The organism is Acinetobacter sp. Res13-Abat-PEC15-P4-01, from assembly GCF_015676285.1.
GTDB lineage: Bacteria > Pseudomonadota > Gammaproteobacteria > Pseudomonadales > Moraxellaceae > Acinetobacter > Acinetobacter nematophilus.
Genome location: NZ_JADAIN010000026.1, coordinates 13,430 through 34,897, shown reverse-complemented (window position 1 = coordinate 34,897; position 21,468 = coordinate 13,430). Strand labels below are relative to the sequence as shown.

Genomic DNA, 21,468 nt, shown 5'->3' with positions numbered 1-21,468 from the left:
TGTAAGAGCGTTTTAACTTGGGTTTTATTTTTGATCTGTAGGCTAGAGTTTGCGCTTATAGATTTTTCTCTTAGAAACACAATAGCCAGGATCTCTTTTGGCCAAGCACTATCTTTACTGTCAGTTCAGTCAATGAAATGGATTGGGAGCCGGTACATACCGGCAATTTTTGGTTCACACACCACGCATCTAAAGATAAAAGCTCAAAATCCACGATTTATAAAGGGTGCAGACGATTAATTATGATGAAGAATCTGATACCAAAAAATAGAAAGAAAAGTAGTTAAATTATTGGTTTATATATAAATTTAATGATACCGCTTATGATACCAACAAAAGGCACTTTTTACACCTTAAACTATTGTTTAATAAATAGTTTTTTTGGTATCACTTGTATTGTTGGAATGATACCAACATTAGCTATTTTAATATTAATTATCAATATCTTAAGTGGTATCAAAATATTTTTATAATAAATGAGTAATGATTTTGTCACTTTTACCAGTCGTTTGGATATGAAAAGTGGCAAATGAATTGGCTATTTATGTGCTCTAAAAATGAGTTCTCAAAAAACGGTCATATTTGTAATAAATATATGTTTTTTAAAAATTATAGTGAGAACTCACCATAGTTCTCAACTATGAGGCTAAATACCACTCAAACTATTGAAAAATAAATAAAATATATGAGTTCTCAAATTATTTTCGACAAAAGTTCTCAAAATTACCAATTTTTAATATTAAGTGTATGAAATTTATTTGAAAATAGTGAGTTCTCACTAGGAATTTTTAATTATGAGCGAATTTGTTGTTAATTCGGCCAATCTTGTTTCTTTTCCTCAGCCTTGTATCTTATGTGAATCAAGGGGAAATGTTCAAAAAATTGCAGGATTGATGCTCTGCGAAAGCTGTCAGAATAATATCCGGTTCACGAATCCTGGCATGTTTGCTTCCAATGATCAGATCGAACAAAAAGCCCAGGACTAACCTGGGCTGTGTATAAGAGTTATGTTAAATAAATCTGAATTCTGATTCAGAAGATACAATATAAAAAAGCGCATATCTATAATCCGCTCTAAGAAATTTAATTTACCGAAAAAATTACCTGTTGGTGGAGGTTTAGATTGGGATGTTGTTATCGTAGATGCAACAGAAATAGTCGTACAACGTCCTAAAAAAACAGAAGAAAAGCTATAGCGGCAAGCAAAAGGCCCATACGTTTAAAGTACAAGCGATCATTCACTATAAAACACAGCAAATCCTAAGTTTATGTATGTGCAAAGGTGCAGTACACGACTTTGAATTATTTAAAAGAAATCAGCATTTAATTCCAAAAGAATCATTTGTATTAGCGGATAAAGGTTATCAAGGGATCTATGCGATTTATGAAAAAAGTTTAATACCAATAAAAGCAAAACGAGGATGTAAATTAGATCCTGTATTAAAACAACACAACCGTGAAATCAATAAAAGAAGAATAGGAATTGAGCATGTATTTGGTGTACTCAAGACCTTCAAAATACTTTCAGAGCGCTATCGAAATAGAGGGAAAAGGCTCGGTTTAAGATTCAATTTAATTGCTGGAATTTACAACTTAGAATTGAATGAAAAATGAGTTATGAAAGAGATCTATTAATTCATTATTAATACACAATTTTGAATTATATTATATTATATGTTATCTTTAATTTATATTTTAAATAAAATGTTAAAATTTATACTTCTAGTTAGTTCAAGTGTACTTTTAACTGCATGTATCGTTGTTGAATCTCCTGTACCAGTAGTTGTAAATAAAGAAATAACTACTACTATAGATAACCCATCGATACCTGCTCTTAATAGTTTAAGAACATTGCAAATTCGTACTCATGATAATCGTTGTGTCGAATTGAGCCCCTTCAATCAAAAAGAACTTTTGGCATCACGTTGTCAAAGTACGTCCCATCAAAAATTTAATTACAATCAAGATAAAAGCATAACTGTGCAAGGAAAATGCTTAGACGTATCTGGAGCAAATAAAAATGATGGCGCTCAGGTTATTGCATATCAGTGTAATAACCAAGCCAATCAAAAATGGTTTTTTGATGGTTATCGTATTCGTAGTCAAGATAGTGGTAAATGTCTAGATATTTATAATGGAAAAATGAAGATGTATACCTGTAGTAATAATCGTGGCCAGCAGTTCACTATTATTCCGTCACCCTAAGGAAGATTACCTAAAAAAAGCCCTCAAAGTGATCTGACCCCAAAAAGCTGGACAAGATATTAAGAGACTTTTAAGGACTGAATTCTGTACTGTACAGGACTCAGTCCTTTTAATTTAACCTTGATTCTTTCATGGTTGTAATAGTGTATATATTCTTTCACCTTTTGTTCCAGCTCATCAACTGATTTAAATTGCTCTCCATGGAAGCACTCTGATTTTATAATTCCAAAGAAGCTTTCCATTGCTGCATTATCTAGGCAATTACCTTTACGTGACATACTTTGAATTAGGCCTTGCTGGTTAACTTGTTGTTGATAGAGAAACATTTGATATTGCCAGCCCTGATCAGAATGTAAAATTAGGGTATCGTTTGGTTTATGTTTACTGAGAGCATCCTGTAGCATCATACTGATTATCGAAAAGGTTGGTCTGTGCTGAGTTTGGAATATTAAATAGGTCCATAATCGGTGAAAGATAAAGTTTATCACTCTGAACATTAAACTCAGTCACATCAGTAACCCACTTAAACCCACTTCTGATTAGGTTTATCTGCCTTGAATTGTCGCTGTAATATATTGTTAGCAATTTTACCAATCTCACCTTTATAGGAACGATATTTCACAGCTCTAATCCGCGATTTAAGCTTCATAGATTGCATAAGACGCTGTACACACTTATGGTTCACAACCAAACCTGTGTTTCTTAATACGGTACAACAAAATAGATTCTTTTTCTTTAGGAGTGTAGGTTCTTCTGGAGGTTCTAAGACCATCTAAACCATGTAATTTATATAAGTTAGCCCGATTTCTTACATGACTTTCATCAATACCGAAACGTGCTCCAGTTCTTTTTTGTCCATCAGAAGTAGATATAAAATGCTGTACTACTTCCAACTTGAACTCTAGTGTTCTTCTTTGTCTTGACATAAAAATGCACCCTTCAAATCAGACTGTGTGTCCAATTTTTTGGGTGCAGATTAATTTTTGAGGGCTTTTGAGTTGTCTTGGAGACCATTAAAACTAAATTATTTTAGAAACGGTAACCTACACCAATGTTAAATCCGTTTAACTTAGCGCTTTCTCCATTAAATTTAACCTTCGTACCTTCATAACCTACATGTACAGATACATTTTGCACAGGATTAACAGCTACGCCCACACCATATGCAAATGATGTTTTAGTAATGCTTTCTGAATAGCTGTAACTTCCATCAAATTCACGATCACTGTAATCGCCCTTAACATTAGCAAATCCTGCCAAAGCATATGCACTTACATACTCATTAAAGCGGTATGCTGGACCAGCTAAAAGTGAAAAAGATTTAACTTCAGCTTTTTCTTCGCCAAAACCATAATTAGATTTGTCATCACCAGATACATATGATGTTGAAACCACCACGCCTACAGGAGATTCGCTTTCAAAGCGATATTGTGCATTCACACCTTTTAAATCTTTAAAGTCTTCCGCTTTTGTTTGCGCATAGCCAACAGAAACTGTATGTTGAGCCGCAACAGCATTAATAGACATACCTAGTGCGCAAGTAAAAATAGCGCCACGAATAATATTTTGAATCATCTTACACCTTTTTATAGATTATTAGTCATTCTTAACTTGAATAACTATTAAGTGGATAAATCCACTGCAACTATTATGTCATTATGAGTATAAAAAGGGTATTGTAAAAGACCAAATAATTTACCTTTTAGTACAATTGTGAATCATTTTCGAATTTTTTAGTTTTGGTTTTCATCATATTAATGGCTTTGTTGCACAAACCTATCTGTAAAGGCTTTTTCAGCGATATAATTTTCAAATGAAGAAGCCTACACACAAAATCTACCGCACAACCAATTGGCCCGCATATAACCGAGCACTCATGAGTCGCGGAAATATTGCCATTTGGTTTGATCCTGCTACGCAATGGTATGCTCCATCAAAAGGCAAACAAGGGCGAAATCAAACCTACTCCGACGCAGCCATCCAATGCTGCTTAATGATTAAATCCTTATTCCGTCTGTCTTTACGTATGGTCACTGGCTTTGTGCAAAGTCTGATTAAACTTTGCGGATGAGCAGCCCCGAATATCAGTGATATTCGTACACCACGCTTTGTAGAAGACAAAAGCATATTGATATTGTAATCAGCTACCAAAAAAGTAGCGATGGGCTGCATCTACTCATGGACTCTACAGGCATGAAGTTTCTAGGTGAGGGCGAATGGAAACGCAAGAAACATGGATCTGAATATCGTCGCCAATGGCGTAAACTTCATATTGGTATAGATGCCAAAACCCTACAAATACGAGCAGTTCAGCTTACAACCAATAATGTCAGTGATTCACAGGTGCTTGGTGATTTACTTGATCAGATTCCACAAGATGAGCGGATTGACTCTGTTTATACCGATGGAGCTTATGACACCAAGCAATGCCGTCAGGTCATTGCAGATCGGCAAGCGCATGCGGTGATTCCACCTAGAAAAAATGCGAAACCATGGAAAGATACAAAGAGTAGCTCGCTAGAGCGAAATGAATGACTTCGAACAATTAAACGTTTAGGCAGGACACTATGGAAAAAATGGTCAGGCTATCATCGGCGAAGTTTGGTTGAAACTAAGATGCACTGCATCAAATTATTAGGCGATAAATTAATGGCAAGAAGCTTTCCTAGTCAGGTGAATGAAATTCATGCACGTGTAGCAGTCCTCAACAGATTTACGGAATTAGGTCGACCACTTACCCAAGTTACGCCTTAAATTTGGCTCAATTAGGGGCGCTTTGCATTCCAAATCTTTGTGCAACAAAGCCTTTTTACTTTGGAGAAACCGGACATTTCTATTTTGGAGTTACATGTTGTGTTATTCACCAATTAAAATGTCTATGCGATAAACCATTTAAAATGTCCTGTTTTTAACCACAAGAGTCAAGCACAGGATTTAAATTTCTTTGTTCAATAACAGCTTTCTGAGCTTTACGACTCGGCATACTTTTCTTGGCCCGGGAACGTTTATTTTGTTTTTCCAATACTTCATGTTGCTGTTGAATATGCGCCAGGACTGAACCTAACCGTTTATTCTCAACAATCTCATTTTGCTGCAGCCCAGCCAATTTATTGAAGATGCTGTAGTTGAGCTTTCGTCCTTCATGCATGAGGGCCAAAGTGCCATCCGGGTACTCCAGAAATGAAATGTATTGCCCAACAAGCTTATGATTTAGCTCTGTCGGTTCAAGCAGATAAATACACTTGTCATACGTGATGGTGAGGTTCTGCGTGACCTTACGCGTTTCCTGCCAGGTGAATATATCCTCCAGCTCAGCATCAGATTCAGTTAGCGGACGATGTAAGTTCTTTGAATTTCGCGCACACTTGGCAAACTTCTGGTTGAACTGCTCAATAAAGCAGGGTAGCCAGGCATTGGCTTTGGCAATTGAACTGATGCCTTCCAGACGCATCTCCTTGATCAAACGGTCTTGAAGGGTTCTATTCGCGCGTTCTACGCGACCTTTAGCCTGTGGTGAGTTGGCAAAGATAATATCAATATTTAACTCATTCAGAATCCGGCCGAATTGCGTGATTTTGCTGTCCTGGCTCGATTTCTGGTTCACTCGGAAGACCGAATGTTTATCGCTATAAAAGGCCAGAGGCTTACCGTATTGTTCAATGTAGGCTCGGGTTGAAAGCATATAGTCGAAGGTCGTTTCCGCCTCACAGAAGTGCAGATGCAACAGCTTTCCAGTGGCATCATCGATATAAACCAGCAAGCAACACTTAGCAGCGCGTCCTTCGAACCAGTCATGATATGAGCCATCAATCTGGATTAGCTCACCGAAGCAATCCCGGTTATAACGTGGCTGATATGGACGTTTAAGGCGCTTGGATCGTGGAATCCAGAGGTCATTTGCAGTCATCCAGCGCCGAAGCGTTTCTACCGGGATATTCAGGTCAAACATGCTGCTGAGCTTCTCATGGGCCAAGGTAGGTCCAAATCCCAGCAGATGTTCAGAAATAATGGAAAGACATTTTGATTTTAATAAATCATCATGGCGACGATGGCCAGGTTGACTACGACTGGCATGCGCCATACCTGAAACACCATCTTGATTGAGCTTCTGTAATAACCGGGTAATTTGACGGGTTGAAAGATTAAGGATTTCAGCAGCACGGACTTGTGTAATACGATAATCTCGAACGTCTTGCAGAACTGCAAGACGTTGAATTTCTTTGTCAGACATAGTGATCAGCATCTATATTTCATATCCAGTCCATGATGTTTAAGCCATCATAAACTAGACATTTTTATTGGTGAGAATATAGACATTTTGAATGGGTTCTAACATGTTGATTTCGTATAATCTTGATTATGTTAAATTGAGTGCTTAGCGTTATCTAATCATCTCAATATATTATAAGTCACTCGTGAAAATTTCAGTTGTGTAATACCTTGTAATTTAAGGATATAACTATAAAGTTTAAGGTCTTATTCTAATCAAAATTAAATAGATTCTACGAATAGTTCCTCCAATTATTGACACATCTAACCATCTTTTGATGAATCACTTCATAAGCTAATGGGAAACACTAATCATTGGAAGCACAACAGCTCTTTGAGCTATACCAAACTTCGATATATTCATCGATATCCGACTTCAGCTTGTCAAAAATCATTTCATTAGAAATATAAAAATAAGTACGGCTATTCAATTACATACACTATTCCTTGGATTTATTTTCAGATTTTTACAAACCTTCAATCAACAACTTCTTCTTTTCAAGATTAAATCAACATAAGTCTATGTTTTAAAATAATTAAATAATATTTTTCAAACTTACAATCTACAACTAAAGTCGACCTTCTCGATTTTTTGTTGACATGTCTAAAAAATCAAATATATTAATAATGATACAAAATGTATCATTATACAAAAATATTTTAAATAGGATGTTTAAAATGATAGGGCTAATCGGAATAGTCTTGTCCCTAATATTGCTGATGTATTTAGCATATATTCTTACCACGCCAAACACCTTGTATACCTAGCTTTTGCATCAATCGAGCAACTGTACAACGTGCAATAACATAACCCTCACGTTTTAATTTTTGCCAGACTTTACGTACACCATATCGACCTGAACTTTGCTTCCAAATTCGTTTAATTTGTTCAGCATGATGCTCATCATGTAGATCTCGTTTCGCTTGATGTTCTGGATTGTCAGCGAGATCTAAAGTTCGGTAATAGGTTGAAGCTGCGATCGGTAAAATCCTACAAATCGCATCAACACCATATCGATCTTTATTGTTATGGATAAAATCCACCATTATTTGTATGGGCGGTCTAGTGTTAGCGGCAGTGTAAAAATACCCCCCTAACGGCATTTAAAAACTGACCCCCTTGGTTAATATCGATGAAATTGGTTATTTACCGTTTGGACGTGAAGAAGCGAATTTGTTCTTTAATGTGATTGCCAAGCGTTATGAAAAAGGCAGTACGATATTGACGAGTAACTTACCCTTTAGCCAATGGTCTAAGTCATTTGCGGATGATGTTACGTTGACCGCTGCGATGTTAGATCGGCTATTACATCACTGTCATGTGGTACAGATATCGGGTGAGAGTTATCGTTTGAAGGATAAAAAAAGAATTGCGATTCAGCCCCAGGTTGAAACTTAATACGAGATCAAAGGGGTCAATTTTACTTTGCCATTTGTAAGGTAAAAGGGGTCAATTTTAGAATGCCATTGACACTTAGCTCCGCCTGGGCGAAAAAAGAGGCTGCTTTACGTAGAATTTCATTGGCACGCTTTAATTCTTTAATTTCACGTTCCATTTGCTTCATTTTTTCTTGATCAGATATCTGTTGTACTTTAATAGGATTTTGCTGATCTAAATGCTTTTGATGCCAGGCACGTAGTGTTTCAGGAGTACAGCCAATCTTAGGCGCAAGTGCTGTGATTGCAGCCCAATTCGATGGATAATCTTTCTCGGATTCAATCGATAATTGAACCGCTCTTTCTCTGATTTCAGGGGTATATTTTAATTTTGTCATCGGGACACTACGCTTCGCTACGTCTTGCGAAGCAATACTTCTCATCTCAGAATATTGACTCTCCGACAAACCCGGTACGGTTCAATTATAGAATTCTTGAGCGAAAATATCTTGGACTATCTTCGCACCTCAAATGAGGTTCAGCTATTCGATGGATTGCGGACATCTATCGAACGTTCGATCTCAAACACTATGACGTCAAGATCAGGTACTTAAAATTATCAAAATGATAAAAAGAAGAAATTTAAATCGTTAAATGAAAAATCATGTAAAAAGACTCAAAATCTTGCAATAAATACAATCGCAACGTAAGATGAGAATTGCAGTGAAGTCATTTTAAATTCCGTGTACGGCCATTTGCATTACATGGAACAAACCCACAATAGTTACAGCTATTGTGGGTCATTAGCTCTTCTTCTTAACTAAGTTATAAGAAAAATACCTCTATCATTCGATTTATTCCTTTATATAAATAATAAAGTAAATCTCTGTTTTCGATGAAATTTTATAAAATCCAGTATTAGACCTGTAGAGAAACTTATCAAAAGAAGTATTGGTTAATCTTTTTCTTCAACTTCTTCCTTAAACTCAAACAAATCATTCATCGTACAGTTAAAGTACTTACACAACTTATCAGCGACTGGTAATTCAATACGTACAGCACGGTCATAATACATACTTGTCAGCGTATTGCGATTGATACCTGTTGCATGTACCACGTCACTTAATTTTAAAATTTTTCGATCGCCCATGAGGCTGGATAACTTACAAGTAATCATATATCAATTTAATTACAAAAAATAACTTGCTGTGAGTTATTTTAAGTTGCTGAATTGGTAATACTTTGCTAAATTAAACCTACAGCAGGTTATTTTAACTCATAGAAAGTATAATTTATCTATCACAATTAGATTATAACTTCTTACGTATGAGGATTGAACCTGCATCAGATTATTTTGTGGAGTTACTCACCGTGATGCCAAATGAATTATTGATCAGCCAGCAAGCTCGTGACTTAGGAAATCAATTAATTAAAGAAATGAACATCAATAGAAGTTATGGAATGGCTAATTTTCTTGGAGTAAATACTTGTTATGATAATCATCAGGCTGTACTTATTTGGACATTTCAACTGCTTGAAAGAGAACCTGCCTTAAATGACTTAGCAGAAATTAAAAAATATTTTCTTTTAATCTTTCCAGATAGTGTTTATCAATTAGCCTAAGTTGTTTTTAAAATTAATTTTTTAAATAAAAAGCACTAAATTAAAGAAAGCTTTATTTAAAAATACCTATTAATTCAAAAACATACAATTTACTGAATATATGAAGCATAAGTTCCTGCTCCTGTCCTGCTCTATCACTCATTAGTACAGACTAAAATTACATCGCTCTTTTTACTGATACTAAACAATTTATGTCCACGCCACGTTCTGCGGCTGCGAGGGCTAGTTTTTGTTAAACCACTGAGAACAATGACAATAAACTGACCACTATATTTTTCCGGAGAGTGGTGTAGGAACTTTTTCATTATTGCTAATCATATCAGCGACAACATCAGCAACGAGCTTCTCTATTCCTGAGAATGCTTTAGACTGATCCGCATCATGCCAAGACAATGATGGAAACTCAGCACACAATCCAACATACCCATTATCTTCTGCTGACCATTTAACACGATAAGTATATTGTTTACTATCCATTTGACACCCCATCATGTTTTAAGTTTATGTTTAAAAGTACGATTTTCACTTACTAGTACTTAAATAATCACCCCACCACTGCATCATTTCAGTCCGTTGAGCTAAATAGTCAGCGTGATTATAGCTGGCACGGGTACGGTTCTTATCAATATGTGAAAGTTGTGCCTCAATCCAATTATCTTGGAACAAACCTGAGTCATTCAAAATGGTACTAAAAGTTGAACGTAATCCATGAGAAGATAGTTGATGTTTGCCATACCCCATCTTACGTATGGCCATATTTAGAGTATTAAAATGAATCGGTTGATTGTGTTTGCGAGGGCTAGCAAAAAGATATTTTTCACCGTATGACCACTGCATGACGTCTTTCAAAATCTCTAAAGCCTGATTTGAAAGTGGAACTAAAAAATCTGGAATCTCATGGCCTAATATGACTTTTCGTCGAAACTGTTTAATATGCAAGGCAGGTATTTTCCATATTTTTTCATTTAAATCAAAATGATGAGGCTCAGACAATAACAATTCAGCCCCTCGCACTCCAGTATATAATTTAAACATCAGTGCTTTTTTAATAATCGGATGGGCATCCAATTTTTGTAATTTATACTTAAAATCAGATATATCCTCCGCTTTCAAATACGGATAATTCTTTTTGATTTTATTGTTAATGGCGATTTTATTTAAACCATGCGCGATGTTGAATTCACAATAACCCATCGCTACAGCGTAGTCATAAATTTGGTTCAAATAACTACAAGCTTTCTTGACAGGTTCTTTTACTTGGCGTCCCTCTATTTTTTTGATTACTGAAACCAGGTCATAACGCTTGATGTTTTGAAAAGGTAAATCCTGAAGGTCTGGATAAATATCTTGCTGTAAGCATCTTTCTGCTAACTGTAGTACACCACAGCGGGGTAGATCGTTGAAGGCATTCTTCAGTTTGAACTGTAACCACTCCTCCCCGACCTTACCAAAGGTGATGACATTAGAGGCAGTATCATGTTCAAAACAGAAATTATTGTCTTTAAAGTCATCTCTGACTTGTCGTGCCTTTTTCAGCGATAAATCAGGATAAAGCCCTAACTGAATGCGGCGACGTTTTTTTGTTTGTGGATCTGTATAGCGATAGCACCAAGATTTTCTTCCACTCGGCTCAATCTTCAGGCTAAGTCCATCTTCATCGGATAAAAAATAAGTTTTTTCCGTGCAATGTGCTTGGCGAACCTTAATTTCAGTAAGACTCATGAAATTTAAATGAAACCTATGAATGGATTGATTGGATCAATTATATCAAAATAGAAGCAAATATATATGATGCGTATATTACGCATCACATAAATATTTATATATTTGTTTTTTATTAATATTATTGTGATATTCTATATTGTAGTAACCAAAAAAGTAACCACTGTTAAAACCTGTATTAAGCAACAATAATCAGTGATAGTTAAACACTATTCTGCAATGGGTTTGTTTTACAGACCTAGTAACCGAACCTTAGTTATTTGAGGCAATATTTCGGTTCTGTCGCATTAAGTCGATCTTCAGCTACTATTGAATTTTGTAGGAGCTGAATATGTCACCAAGGGGGTCATTTTTACACTGCCGCTAACAGAGCTCCGCCTGAGCGAAAAAAGCAGCTGCTTTACGTAGAATTTGATTCGCACGTTGCAGTTCTTTATTTTCGCGTTCCAGTTGTTTGATACGTTCTTGGTCTGAAAGCTGCTGTACTTTAATTGGATTTTGTTTATTTAAATATTTTTGATACCAAACACGTAGTGTTTCAGGAGTACAGCTCTTGCGCAGTATACTGCTCAGGGAGCAATAGCTGTGATCGCAGCCCAATTCGATGGATAATCTTTCTCGGATTCAATCAATAATTGAACCGCTCTTTCTCTGATTTCAGGGGTATATTTTAATTTTGTCATCAGGATAGTCTCTCAGAATATTGACTCTCCGACAAACCCGGTACGGTTCAAATCGCCATGTTTAACTAAGTTATATGCACCTACTGCTGTCCCATACCCATTCGAAAGATAAGAACTAACTTGATTGCTTAATCCCAATGCAACACTATAGTCACTTGATGCCGTATTATTAAAACCCACTGCACTGCCATAATTACCCGATGCGGTATTAGCAAAACCAACTGCACTGCCATAATTACCCGATGCGGTATTAGCAAAACCAACTGCATTACTACCTATACCACTGGCATTATTGCTCACACCGACCGCACTGGCTGCGATACCCGAAGCTTTATTTACTCCTTTATTTAGTGCAGCTATAAATGCTGATCTTTCTGCATAAGTTAGACTGGTCTTGCCATCAATCGCTGTGATGTTTGTATCAGTTAAACCTGCAATCGTTGTTGCGGTGGTGGTAATCGGAATACCATCAACGGAAGTAATGACACCGCCTGTACCTGTGGTAAAGACAGTATTATCAATACCTGAACCAATGGCATTGGCATGTGCGCCTGTGGCTTGGTTGCGTGAACCAATGGCATTGCTACGTGCTTTGCTGGCAGTGTTTTGGCTACCTATTGCACTGCTATTATTACCCGATGCAATATTTGCCGTTCCCATTGCACTACTATTTATCCCAACCGCAATATTTCCGCCTTTATTGGCTGCATTGATAAAGGCTGCTACTTTAGCTGGGTCGGCTGCTTTGGTTGTCGTTACCCCACCCATTGTAAATGAATCAATATCATCAATACTTGTGCCTGCTGTCGCTGGGTCAGTGGTTACAGTAATGCCACCCACTGCGGTAATTCTTCCTGCTGTAGTTGTTGTGGCATGCGGTGTACCTCTCGCTGAACCTAAAGCTGTCTCGGTTGAAGTATGAGCGTAGTTATCATCTGCCCAAACATTCACTCCAGTAATCGCTGCAATACTCAACACCAAACTCTTGAGCACCAATGGCTTAAAGGAAAAAACGAAATTTTTTCCTTGTTCATCATCATGAATATTGCTTAGGCTATTTGATTGTGTACCTGTAGTGTTGTCAGTCTTACCTGCACTTTTGGCATGGTAATCCTCCCATAAATAACCGAAGTTAAAAGTGGTGGAAGTTGAAATCAAAACTGGTTTCTTATATAGGTTGATGACAATAAAAATGTTTAACCTATTTTTACCCGAGTAAAATATTAGGAACTAAAGATTACTTATATAATCTTTAGTTCCGTAAGTATCCGCTAGCGAATCCATTTAAATAGAAGCTAGTACAATTAAACAATTAACAAATCTTTTTCGATATCACTTTTCCCACGCATTTCAGATTCGTCATCTAGCCATTCTTTATGTTCAACATCATTAACTAAACTACTCATACCATGTGTAGCTGTAATCCCCATAGAATTTAATTTTGCTTGTAATGATTGAATCATGTTAAATCTTTCAATTTCCCAGCTTGATGCAAAGCATCTCCAGAATGTCCATCCTGCACGTTCTAAAGCACGTTGACGAATCATGTCATCATGCCATTGTTCTGGCCCATGATAGCTATCACCATCACATTCAACAGCCAAACGCTGATCACCATCTGACTCAACGACTAAATCGATTCGATAGCTACCAACCTTAACCTGTGGAGTAACTGTGTAACCCATTTCATGGAGTGTCGTAAATACAGATTTTTCAAACTCCGATTCACACAAGTCTAATTTTGCTTCAAATGATGCTTTTTGATCTTCTTGCAAATCATAAAAATGATTGAGTAAATTCAGCCTTAGATCTTTTGGAGATATATGATCACGATTCACGGAGTGGACAAGATACATCCTTTCACGAGCACGACTTGCAGCCACGTTAAATCTCTGTTCATGATCAGATCGACTCAAAGCATGACAATTCTCAGGATCTGCTACCATAGATAAGAAAATAATATCTCTTTCTGCACCCTGAAATGCTGAAGCATCTCCACAAGCAAATTGAACCTTAGTAAGAGTTCCTGCGCCAAACTCATTCAAAGCTTCTGATTGAATGAACTCAGCCTGTGCTGGACCTAGCAACGAGATCACGCCAATTGATCTATTCGTATATCGTTCATCTTTAATAAGTAGCTTCATTTCCTCAATAATTGCTTTCGCTTCTATTCGATTAATATGTTTGCTGTTTTTAGATTCTCTATACCCCTGCGGTGTATAAATTGCGACTAAAGCTGGGCTTAACTGCTCAGACTTCTTCGATAGTCGCATTGGCTTAATACGGTTACCATAAAAGTTTTTATTACTATAACTAATGATTGCAGGATGACAGCGGAAATGCTCTAGAAGCATCACGCTTGACTCATAGATAGAAGAAGCCATGTCGTATAAAGACATATCTGGTGTTAAATATGCAGCATGTGGCTGACCATGTAGATAACGATTCCTTAATACATCAATTTGAGCACTTGCTAGGCCGACATTACTCGGAGAAACCTGCTTATTATCCCCCACAACTAATAACTTTTTAGCACGCATTAAAACGGGTAATACGTCAATTGATGATTGTGATGCCTCATCCACAATCACTAAGTCAAAGAGCCCTAATTCAGCAGGCATAGATTCAGATACCTGAAGATGTGACATGACCCAGCAAGGAATAGCTGCTGTTGCCTCTTTAAGGGCTACTTGAGCATCTTTTCTATAACGTGGAGCATTTAGGCATGAAAGCGATCAAAGAATGCTGAATCGATCATAGCTTCAGGAAACGGAGCCAATAAGTGGCTAGTCTTCACCAAAGATTCAACACTTTGGTTAATATTACCCACAAAAACCATCGAAGCTGAGGCTTCCATCTGTTCACGACCACGGGCAAAAGATCCTGAGGCCATGTAGTCTTTCATGATCTGAACGCCATCTTTGTCCTTAAAGGAAATACCGGCGACTTCATCAAAAGCCACCACATCCCACAACCCCACCAGACCAATACGGCGGCTACTCATGTTATAGAACAGATTGGCGACAGTGGTTTGCCCACCGGAGACTAAAATACTATTCGGTGAACACTCTTTGTAAATATGGCTTTTCCCGGTACCACGTGGTCCCAATTCACAAACGTTATAGTTATTTTCAACGAACGGAACCATACGCGCTAATAGGTGCCACTGCACGTCCTCTTTTAGCGAAGCTGGTTCCATGCCGATCGAACGGATTAAACTCTCGCGCCACTGATCAGTGCTTAATGCTGCTCGTCCATTGAAGAGCTCCTCCATATTCATATTGGGCATCTGAATCGGCTTGAGTAAACTCACCCCAAATGGAGAACTAGTCTGTCCTTCTTCAAAATAATAACTGAGCGTAGCAATGACCCAGATACCACCAACAAGTAATTTTTCATACTCTTTAACGATGCCTGCCGAGATTTCGGCATCTTTGATACCCAGATTACTAAAGGAGGCTTCGTATTTGTCCTTACGCTCATTCAGCTTTACGGTCACCCGATCAATGACCTTATAACTGCCACGTTCACGAACCAGGGATTTCACCTTCTCAGCTTCATCCGGTCGGACATAATTCTCAGCCAGTACGGTCTTTACGTTACGTAGTCCCTGTTCAATGATCTCTGGATCATCCGAGGCACAGTACATCCCCAGCAGGTATTCGAGTACATAGACCGGGACATTGGCCCCTTCTTTGATCAGTTTAGTCAGATCCTTACGTACCACCCGCCCGGCAAAGTGTTCATTCAGCATCTGATCCAGTTCTTTATCGTTAGCAGATTCCATGTAGGCTACGCTCTATCGTTAATTCGTTATCAGGAGAAGTCATCGGTAAATGCCAGATCAATGGTGACCTTATAGCGTTGCATTTCGATATTCAGGTCTTTGTCCTTCAGTACCAGGAAGTAATCTTTCTTACGGTCAAAATCAGTACCGGACAATGACAGCCTGACCTGTTTAACCCGATCGGCAACAGAGTCGGTACTGCTATCAAAGGTCAAGGTTTCTTCACTAGATACTTTGATATCCCCATCATAAATGGCAATCGACAGGGTCACTGGCATGACCAGCTCACTGACAGCTTCAGTTTGCATCAAATCAAACTTCTGGATGTTATTGACCATCTTCAGCGTGGATTTGGTAGAAATGACCTCAACTTTACGCTTGGTCCGCTGTCCAGCCTTTTCACCACGTAGCTGTTTTACCATCAGTACCGGCACCACAATTTCCTGAGGCATGATGCCGCCATGCACGAAACGTGAGCCTCCTACAAAATGGAAACGGTTCGCCCCTTTTGGAATCCAGAAATCAGTCGCAGATAGTGTGCCTGCCGTAGCTTGGGTTGAGCCTTTCCATGCTTCCTTGCTCTCTGGTAAACCATGCCCAATCACATAGCGTTTTTTGCTCTTCAATGTATTGGCAGGTTTTTCAGTCAAGCTTGAACGATCCGCAGATTCCAGTTTACTTTGCTGGAACAAGAAGCCATGGTCGGCTGTAATCAACAGGGTAGAAATATTGAAGTGCATTAAAATTTTACGGCTGAGTTCAGTCAGCTCTTCAATAGCATGTTCCACCGCCATAAAGGTTTCTGATTCTGTCGAGACGCTGTCACCGCGTGCATCAATCACGTTGTGATAAACGTAAATCAGCTCATGGTCTTTCAGTGCTTCACGACCTTCATCACGCGACCAGCCTTTTACCATTTCAGCGGTGACTGCCAATCCATTATAGGCCGCCAGAATTTTGGATCGTGCTGCAGTCCCTTTGCTGGACTGCCCATCTACTAAAACATCATCCCATGCGGCCTCTTTGTACTCCAAAGTCTGATGCGGCAATAACGAGGCCATGCCCAGTGTGGTGTAACTTGGGACAACGCCCAGCTGTGAAGACAAGGTCGCTTCGGAATAACGCTTTTCATTAATACGATCACGCAGCTCTACCGCAGCTTCATAACGGAAAGCATCACTGATAATTACCACAATACGGCGTTTCGTTGCAGAATTGAGTAAGGGTCTGACGTGGGTATCGTAGAAGTTCTGCTGATTTGGGATATCTGCCACTTTCCAGACATTCAAGCGTTGCTCAGCTTCAACCCGCTCTCCCCAGTTTCGTGCCAAGTGATCGATATACCAGTAGGCATAGCAATTTTCCACTTCTTCATCGAGTTTTTTCAGGATATCAACATGGGCATGTTGAGCGGCTGCGCTGTAATGGCGATAGGCCATATCAAAACGATACAACTCCTGTTCATAGGCTTTATACAAGGCTTCGCTGGAATCGAAATAGAAACCGGCATCAAACTGCTGTCGCAGGCTGAACAGGTCAATAGCCGCCTGTAAAGCCGTATAGACGGTGCGATATCTACGGCGTGTCGCATCATCTTTATGTTTGGAGGCCCAATAGCCATCCAGACGTGCAGAAATAATCGTTCTGAAACGTTCCAGTTCAGCCTTGGCGGCTGTAGGGATATGACTGGCCAAATCGACAATGATCTTTTGTTCAATCACTTCAAAGGTCATGACATCGAGCAGCTGCTCCAAATCAAAAGCCCCGACCTTTTCTTGGATCCGCAGTGCATTGGCCACGGTCTGGGAGAGTGTATCGAAGGTTGGGTAGTATTTGGAGCTGTCTCTCCAGCGCGACAAAAAGGCTCTGGCTGTTGCACGGGAGCTGACGGATGACATCACCAGTTCCTGAGCCCATAGCGGTATATCGCCCAGGCTTTCACAGAAACCTGTAGTCATCAAACGGATAAAGAACGTACCGAGCTTGAATGGTACTTCCCCATTCAATTCTTCAACCGATGCTGGATAACCAATTTCCGCCTGTAATGCGGTGACCCAAGCCGGCACCAGTTGGAATTTTTCCAGTTCAGCAAAGGATTCTGGATTGACTTCCAGAGCCAGGTTCTGCTGTACCATTTCATCTGCCAGTGCCAGAACAATATGCATCAGCTCGGCACTGTCGGCCTTGACCACAGCTGCAATCATGGCCATATCCAGATTCTGTTCATCTACATCAGGCTGGATATAGCGTTTCAATGTACTCAGACGAGCTTTGGCTTTAAGGAATTCTTCACGTTTGGCCAGATGTTCTCTTAGACTCTGCTGCTGTAAACCGAGCTCATTGAAAATAATCGAGAAACGATCGGCATAGAAGCTGCGTGAATACAGCTTGATGTCCAGTAACCAGTCTTTTTCGGTCTCAGGCTCTGGGCTTGGAAAATACAGCAGGTATTTGCCCTGCTGATCTTGCAGTTCCAGTTTGAGCTTGATCGCCAGGCTCGACTCTTCTGCCATATTCAGAATCTGGACATCATTCAACTTTAATGCCTGTACTTCGTCGCTAAAGGACTGTTCTGCATCATACCAAAAGACAATTCGGTGCTGTTCAGTATAAAAGGCTTGTTCCAGACCCTTTTGCAGCTGATCTAGATTCATGCCACTACCTCTTTATCATCTACTAATGGAGAAAGCGGAATTTTGTCCAAATGTAGTAGCTTGGCTTTAAATGCATCATCACCTAAAACAATATTCCAACGCTTTTCCATAAACGTTAAAAGACTAATACCACGTTCCCGAATCTCTTGTGGTGTCCAGTCATTTTGAGTATTCACTTCATTTTCAGATATGGAGCCGTTGTAATATCCAACACCACATCCATTATTTTTTTTCAATTCAAATGCATCATTTTGCAGAGATGAATTTTTTGAACGGGATAAGGGCAACAAATTGCCTAGTGAGTGGACCAATAATGTTTTTTGTTGGCTATCTAAATAGCCAAATTTACTCATCCAATATGGATCAGTATCTGTTTGTGGGTAGATATGCTCTAATGTGACATGATCCTTCATACGCGAAGTAAATTCTTTCCAATCTAATTTACTTGTAGATTGCTTTCCTTTAGCTTTCAGCGCTTGTTCATACTCGAATAAAAAGTATCGAACCCCATCCCAACGATAGAAACCTGCTTTTTCTAACTCATAGTTTTCAGCAATATATTCCAAAAATTTGTTTGCTGAAAAATGACGTTCTACCCAATTGTTTAAGTCATGCACAATTCCTTCCGTTGTAATCTTATGATTAAGATAATCTTTCGATTTACTCAGGAAGTTCGAATCACCGGTATGTCCTCTACGGCGACTTAAGGTGAAAATTGTGAAAATATATCGCTCTATCGCTTTAAGTAGCGTATTGGTTTCATCGAAATTATTACCACGACAAAATGCAGCCAGAATAAGTGGTTTAAATGATTTATAACCAAGACGAACCAATCTATCGACTAACTTTTTATTACTGTCATCGTTATAGTCTTTTAAAGGATAAGATGGGTTATGCATGTAGAACCAAGGCCTAACAGCTTGTTGTAAGCTCATGACATAATCATTGATTTCCCCTACGCTTAACTGATCATTGTCATTTTTAGGATGTGTTACATTTTGAACAGTAAATTTTTCATCCAACAAATAGTCTCGATAATCATCACCAGTTTGTCGACTAAATTTAAAGTACATTACCCAGTGATTTCTTAAAAACTCCTCATCACTCAGCAATTTATCTGGATTACGACCTAAATACTCATAAATTGTTTTCCAAGTCGCATTAATATTATTTCGTAATTCTGACCTACCACTATGCTCTGGGAAAAGTGTGGATAGATAAATTAACCTATTTTTTAATAACTCTAGATTTGACAGTGGCTTACCACGGTTGTTCATTGTTTCAAATGTAACAAATACATCAATTTCTGCATCAATCTCATAAAGATTAAACTTAAATTTTTGCGTCAATTTTTTATAAATTTCAGCAATCTCAGCTAATTCTAATGTTTTTAACTTATCCTTAAAGAATTGCTTTGCTTTGGCAAGATTACGCGTATAGAAGGTTTGCTCATCATTATTCGTTGCTGACTTCTCTAAAAATACGCCAGTTCTCAGAAATTCATCACTTGGATTATCTTTCTCATATCCAAATAGATAAGACTTGCGCAATCCAGCCGGTGCGACATGTAAAATATATTGCTGACGAATTTCAGCTACAGTTTGGAAGTTTAATTCTGAACCTTCTGGAACTGATTCTAATATAGCTTGAATTAAAATAACTGAAGTCGTTAGGCGTTGTTGCCCATCTACAATATAAAATGGCTTATACCCTTTACCATCAATAATCCAAAGATCACTTTCCCAACGTTTCCAATACTCATCTGCAACGGGCTCTAAGGTAAGTACACCTGTATAATGAACGCGTTCAGGACTTAAATGAATTAAGTCCTCCCAAAAGTCATTCAGTTGATGTTCTTGCCAAGCATATCCGCGCTGATAATCAGGAATTCGAATAATTCTATGCTCAAAAATACTGCTTAATGTTTTTAAAGCATTCATCACTTTTCCCCCGTCACAGCTTTCACTTCAACCAACAAGTCCCCAAACTTGCCGTAGTTCACTTTCACCCCATCATCCAGATCTAAGCTAATACGCTGATCGGCATAATGGCGCAGTTTTTCTTCAAAGCTACTCAGTTCAGCTTGTTGCTTATGTAAATCTTGCAGTTTTTTCTCGATGCGTTTGATTTCAGCCGCAGAGTCACTGCTTTCTTTTGCTGTTTCTAGAGAATTAGCATAGGCAGCCATTTTGGAAATCAGTGGCATCACGTATTCAGTACGCATACGCGCCAAGGTACTTTCGTTATAGCGGTGCAAGTACACCAATGCCTGGAAAGCCCCCTGTTTACCACTGCTAAATAACCAGTAGATCGGACGCTTTTTATAGGTCTGCATATGGTCTTTATAGAACTTGCTGGCGAGGTAACGGCGAATGGTGTCTTCAGCTGTTTCGTTGGTTTTTTTATCCAAGCTTTCTGCCAGCCACAGCATATTGGCATCTAATGTGTCTTTACTCCAAACGGCAGTTAAGAACTCTCGAATACGGTGCGTTGCATCATCTTCAAACCAGTGCATTTCGGTGAGTGGAATAATACCGTCAGCATCGGCTGGGAATTTTTGATAACGGCTGGCATCAAAGTCTTGATTGCCTGCATGGGCATAGATCAGACCTGGTTCGTCCAAGCTATAACGTCCCATCATACAGCCGATGGCATAAGACACTAAACGCTGGCTGTCTTTTTCACGGTCGGCTCGGGTTAAAGTAATCTGCTCATCGGGTACATCAGGCGTCAGTTCATCCTGTAAACCGTAAGCGTCAATAAACAGCTTATTGTTTTCTTCTTCCAGACGTTTCATTTCAGCCACGGCGTCAGCATTTTGCTGTTGCCATGTATTAAATGCTTGTTCTAGATTTGGTTGGTTAGTACGAATAATAGGGTTCTGAGTAAAGTCCCATGAGGTTTCATAGGAATCCCAATCCTTTTTAGATATCTGAATTAAATCATTAACCCTTTCTTTAACATCTTCATCAGGTCTAATAATAGGCAAATTATTAATGTTAATTGCTTGAAAGTTCAGCGTAGGATTCAATACCTTTAAAAACTCAAAAGCTAATTTTGAACACAGAAAACTTGCAAGCAGCGGATAATCATCTGCTTTAGGAAAAATACTTGAACCAGCAACATCAAATATAGCTCCACCTAATGA

Annotated in this window: 12 protein-coding genes and 10 pseudogenes; 6 read left to right on the top strand and 16 right to left on the bottom strand. The window is 38.6% G+C overall.

The window, feature by feature from the left end:
* Positions 1-794: 794 nt before the first annotated feature.
* From IMO47_RS19640 to IMO47_RS11115, 3 genes and pseudogenes are all read left to right on the top strand, one after another.
* Complete coding sequence (locus IMO47_RS19640; protein ID WP_114237925.1) at positions 795-986, top strand: hypothetical protein; 192 nt, start codon at positions 795-797, stop codon at positions 984-986.
* Between the two features lie 244 nt (positions 987-1,230).
* A pseudogene (locus IMO47_RS11120) lies at positions 1,231-1,614 on the top strand (transposase); the annotation flags it as partial.
* A gap of 60 nt (positions 1,615-1,674) precedes the next feature.
* Positions 1,675-2,205, top strand: a complete 531-nt coding sequence (locus IMO47_RS11115; RefSeq protein ID WP_228253108.1) for a ricin-type beta-trefoil lectin domain protein — start codon at positions 1,675-1,677, stop codon at positions 2,203-2,205.
* A gap of 59 nt (positions 2,206-2,264) precedes the next feature.
* Here the strand turns inward: IMO47_RS11115 and IMO47_RS11110 are convergent.
* The 3 genes and pseudogenes from IMO47_RS11110 to IMO47_RS11105 all read right to left on the bottom strand — a co-directional run.
* Positions 2,265-2,911 (bottom strand): annotated as a pseudogene (locus tag IMO47_RS11110) (IS3 family transposase); the annotation flags it as partial.
* The gene (locus IMO47_RS19635) at positions 2,880-3,131 is read right to left on the bottom strand and encodes a helix-turn-helix domain-containing protein (RefSeq protein WP_107681057.1); all 252 of its coding nucleotides are present in this window, start codon (positions 3,129-3,131) and stop codon (positions 2,880-2,882) included. The pseudogene IMO47_RS11110 and the gene IMO47_RS19635, both read right to left, overlap by 32 nt.
* A 103-nt stretch (positions 3,132-3,234) precedes the next feature.
* Positions 3,235-3,780, bottom strand: coding sequence for an Ail/Lom family outer membrane beta-barrel protein (locus tag IMO47_RS11105; protein ID WP_117007608.1), 546 nt, complete (start codon positions 3,778-3,780; stop codon positions 3,235-3,237).
* A gap of 238 nt (positions 3,781-4,018) precedes the next feature.
* On the opposite strand from IMO47_RS11105, the pseudogene IMO47_RS11100 reads away from it, so the two are divergent.
* Positions 4,019-4,959: pseudogene (locus tag IMO47_RS11100) on the top strand (IS5 family transposase).
* A gap of 154 nt (positions 4,960-5,113) precedes the next feature.
* On the opposite strand, the gene IMO47_RS11095 reads toward IMO47_RS11100, so the two are convergent.
* Positions 5,114-6,448, bottom strand: a complete 1,335-nt coding sequence (locus IMO47_RS11095; RefSeq protein WP_196075358.1) for an ISNCY family transposase — start codon at positions 6,446-6,448, stop codon at positions 5,114-5,116.
* A 761-nt stretch (positions 6,449-7,209) separates the two neighbouring features.
* Positions 7,210-7,611, bottom strand: a pseudogene (locus IMO47_RS11090) (IS3 family transposase); the annotation flags it as partial.
* Between IMO47_RS11090 and istB the strand changes: the two are divergent.
* A pseudogene (gene istB / locus IMO47_RS11085) lies at positions 7,595-7,873 on the top strand (IS21-like element ISAba8 family helper ATPase IstB); the annotation flags it as partial. The pseudogenes IMO47_RS11090 and istB overlap by 17 nt on opposite strands.
* A 74-nt stretch (positions 7,874-7,947) precedes the next feature.
* On the opposite strand, the pseudogene IMO47_RS11080 reads toward istB, so the two are convergent.
* Positions 7,948-8,249, bottom strand: a pseudogene (locus IMO47_RS11080) (transposase); the annotation flags it as partial.
* Between the two features lie 557 nt (positions 8,250-8,806).
* The gene (locus tag IMO47_RS11075; protein ID WP_169025146.1) at positions 8,807-9,028 is read right to left on the bottom strand and encodes a helix-turn-helix transcriptional regulator; all 222 of its coding nucleotides are present in this window, start codon (positions 9,026-9,028) and stop codon (positions 8,807-8,809) included.
* Between the two features lie 194 nt (positions 9,029-9,222).
* Between IMO47_RS11075 and IMO47_RS11070 the strand changes: the two genes are divergently transcribed.
* Positions 9,223-9,474, top strand: coding sequence for a hypothetical protein (locus tag IMO47_RS11070; protein WP_169025145.1), 252 nt, complete (start codon positions 9,223-9,225; stop codon positions 9,472-9,474).
* A 267-nt stretch (positions 9,475-9,741) separates the two neighbouring features.
* On the opposite strand, the gene IMO47_RS11065 is transcribed toward IMO47_RS11070, so the two are convergent.
* From IMO47_RS11065 to pglX, 9 genes and pseudogenes are all read right to left on the bottom strand, one after another.
* Positions 9,742-9,963, bottom strand: coding sequence for an antitoxin HicB (locus tag IMO47_RS11065; RefSeq protein WP_169025154.1), 222 nt, complete (start codon positions 9,961-9,963; stop codon positions 9,742-9,744).
* A 33-nt stretch (positions 9,964-9,996) separates the two neighbouring features.
* On the bottom strand, positions 9,997-11,196 hold the full coding sequence (locus IMO47_RS11060; protein WP_196075357.1) for an integrase arm-type DNA-binding domain-containing protein: 1,200 nt from the start codon (positions 11,194-11,196) through the stop codon (positions 9,997-9,999).
* Positions 11,197-11,580: 384 nt separating this feature from the next.
* Positions 11,581-11,879 (bottom strand): annotated as a pseudogene (locus tag IMO47_RS11055) (IS3 family transposase); the annotation flags it as partial.
* Positions 11,880-11,891: 12 nt separating this feature from the next.
* On the bottom strand, positions 11,892-13,037 hold the full coding sequence (locus IMO47_RS11050) for a hypothetical protein (protein WP_242052643.1): 1,146 nt from the start codon (positions 13,035-13,037) through the stop codon (positions 11,892-11,894).
* A 146-nt stretch (positions 13,038-13,183) separates the two neighbouring features.
* Positions 13,184-14,599 (bottom strand): annotated as a pseudogene (locus tag IMO47_RS11045) (AAA domain-containing protein); the annotation flags it as partial.
* Between the two features lie 2 nt (positions 14,600-14,601).
* Positions 14,602-15,666, bottom strand: a pseudogene (brxL, locus tag IMO47_RS11040) (protease Lon-related BREX system protein BrxL); the annotation flags it as partial.
* A gap of 29 nt (positions 15,667-15,695) precedes the next feature.
* Positions 15,696-18,320, bottom strand: coding sequence for a BREX-1 system phosphatase PglZ type A (gene pglZ / locus IMO47_RS11035; RefSeq protein ID WP_196075356.1), 2,625 nt, complete (start codon positions 18,318-18,320; stop codon positions 15,696-15,698).
* Positions 18,317-20,260, bottom strand: coding sequence for a DUF262 domain-containing protein (locus IMO47_RS11030; RefSeq protein WP_086393429.1), 1,944 nt, complete (start codon positions 20,258-20,260; stop codon positions 18,317-18,319). Before IMO47_RS11030 ends, pglZ begins: the two co-directional genes overlap by 4 nt.
* Positions 20,260-21,459 (bottom strand): annotated as a pseudogene (gene pglX / locus IMO47_RS11025) (BREX-1 system adenine-specific DNA-methyltransferase PglX); the annotation flags it as partial. The gene IMO47_RS11030 and the pseudogene pglX, both read right to left, overlap by 1 nt.
* Between the last annotated feature and the right edge of the window lie 9 nt (positions 21,460-21,468).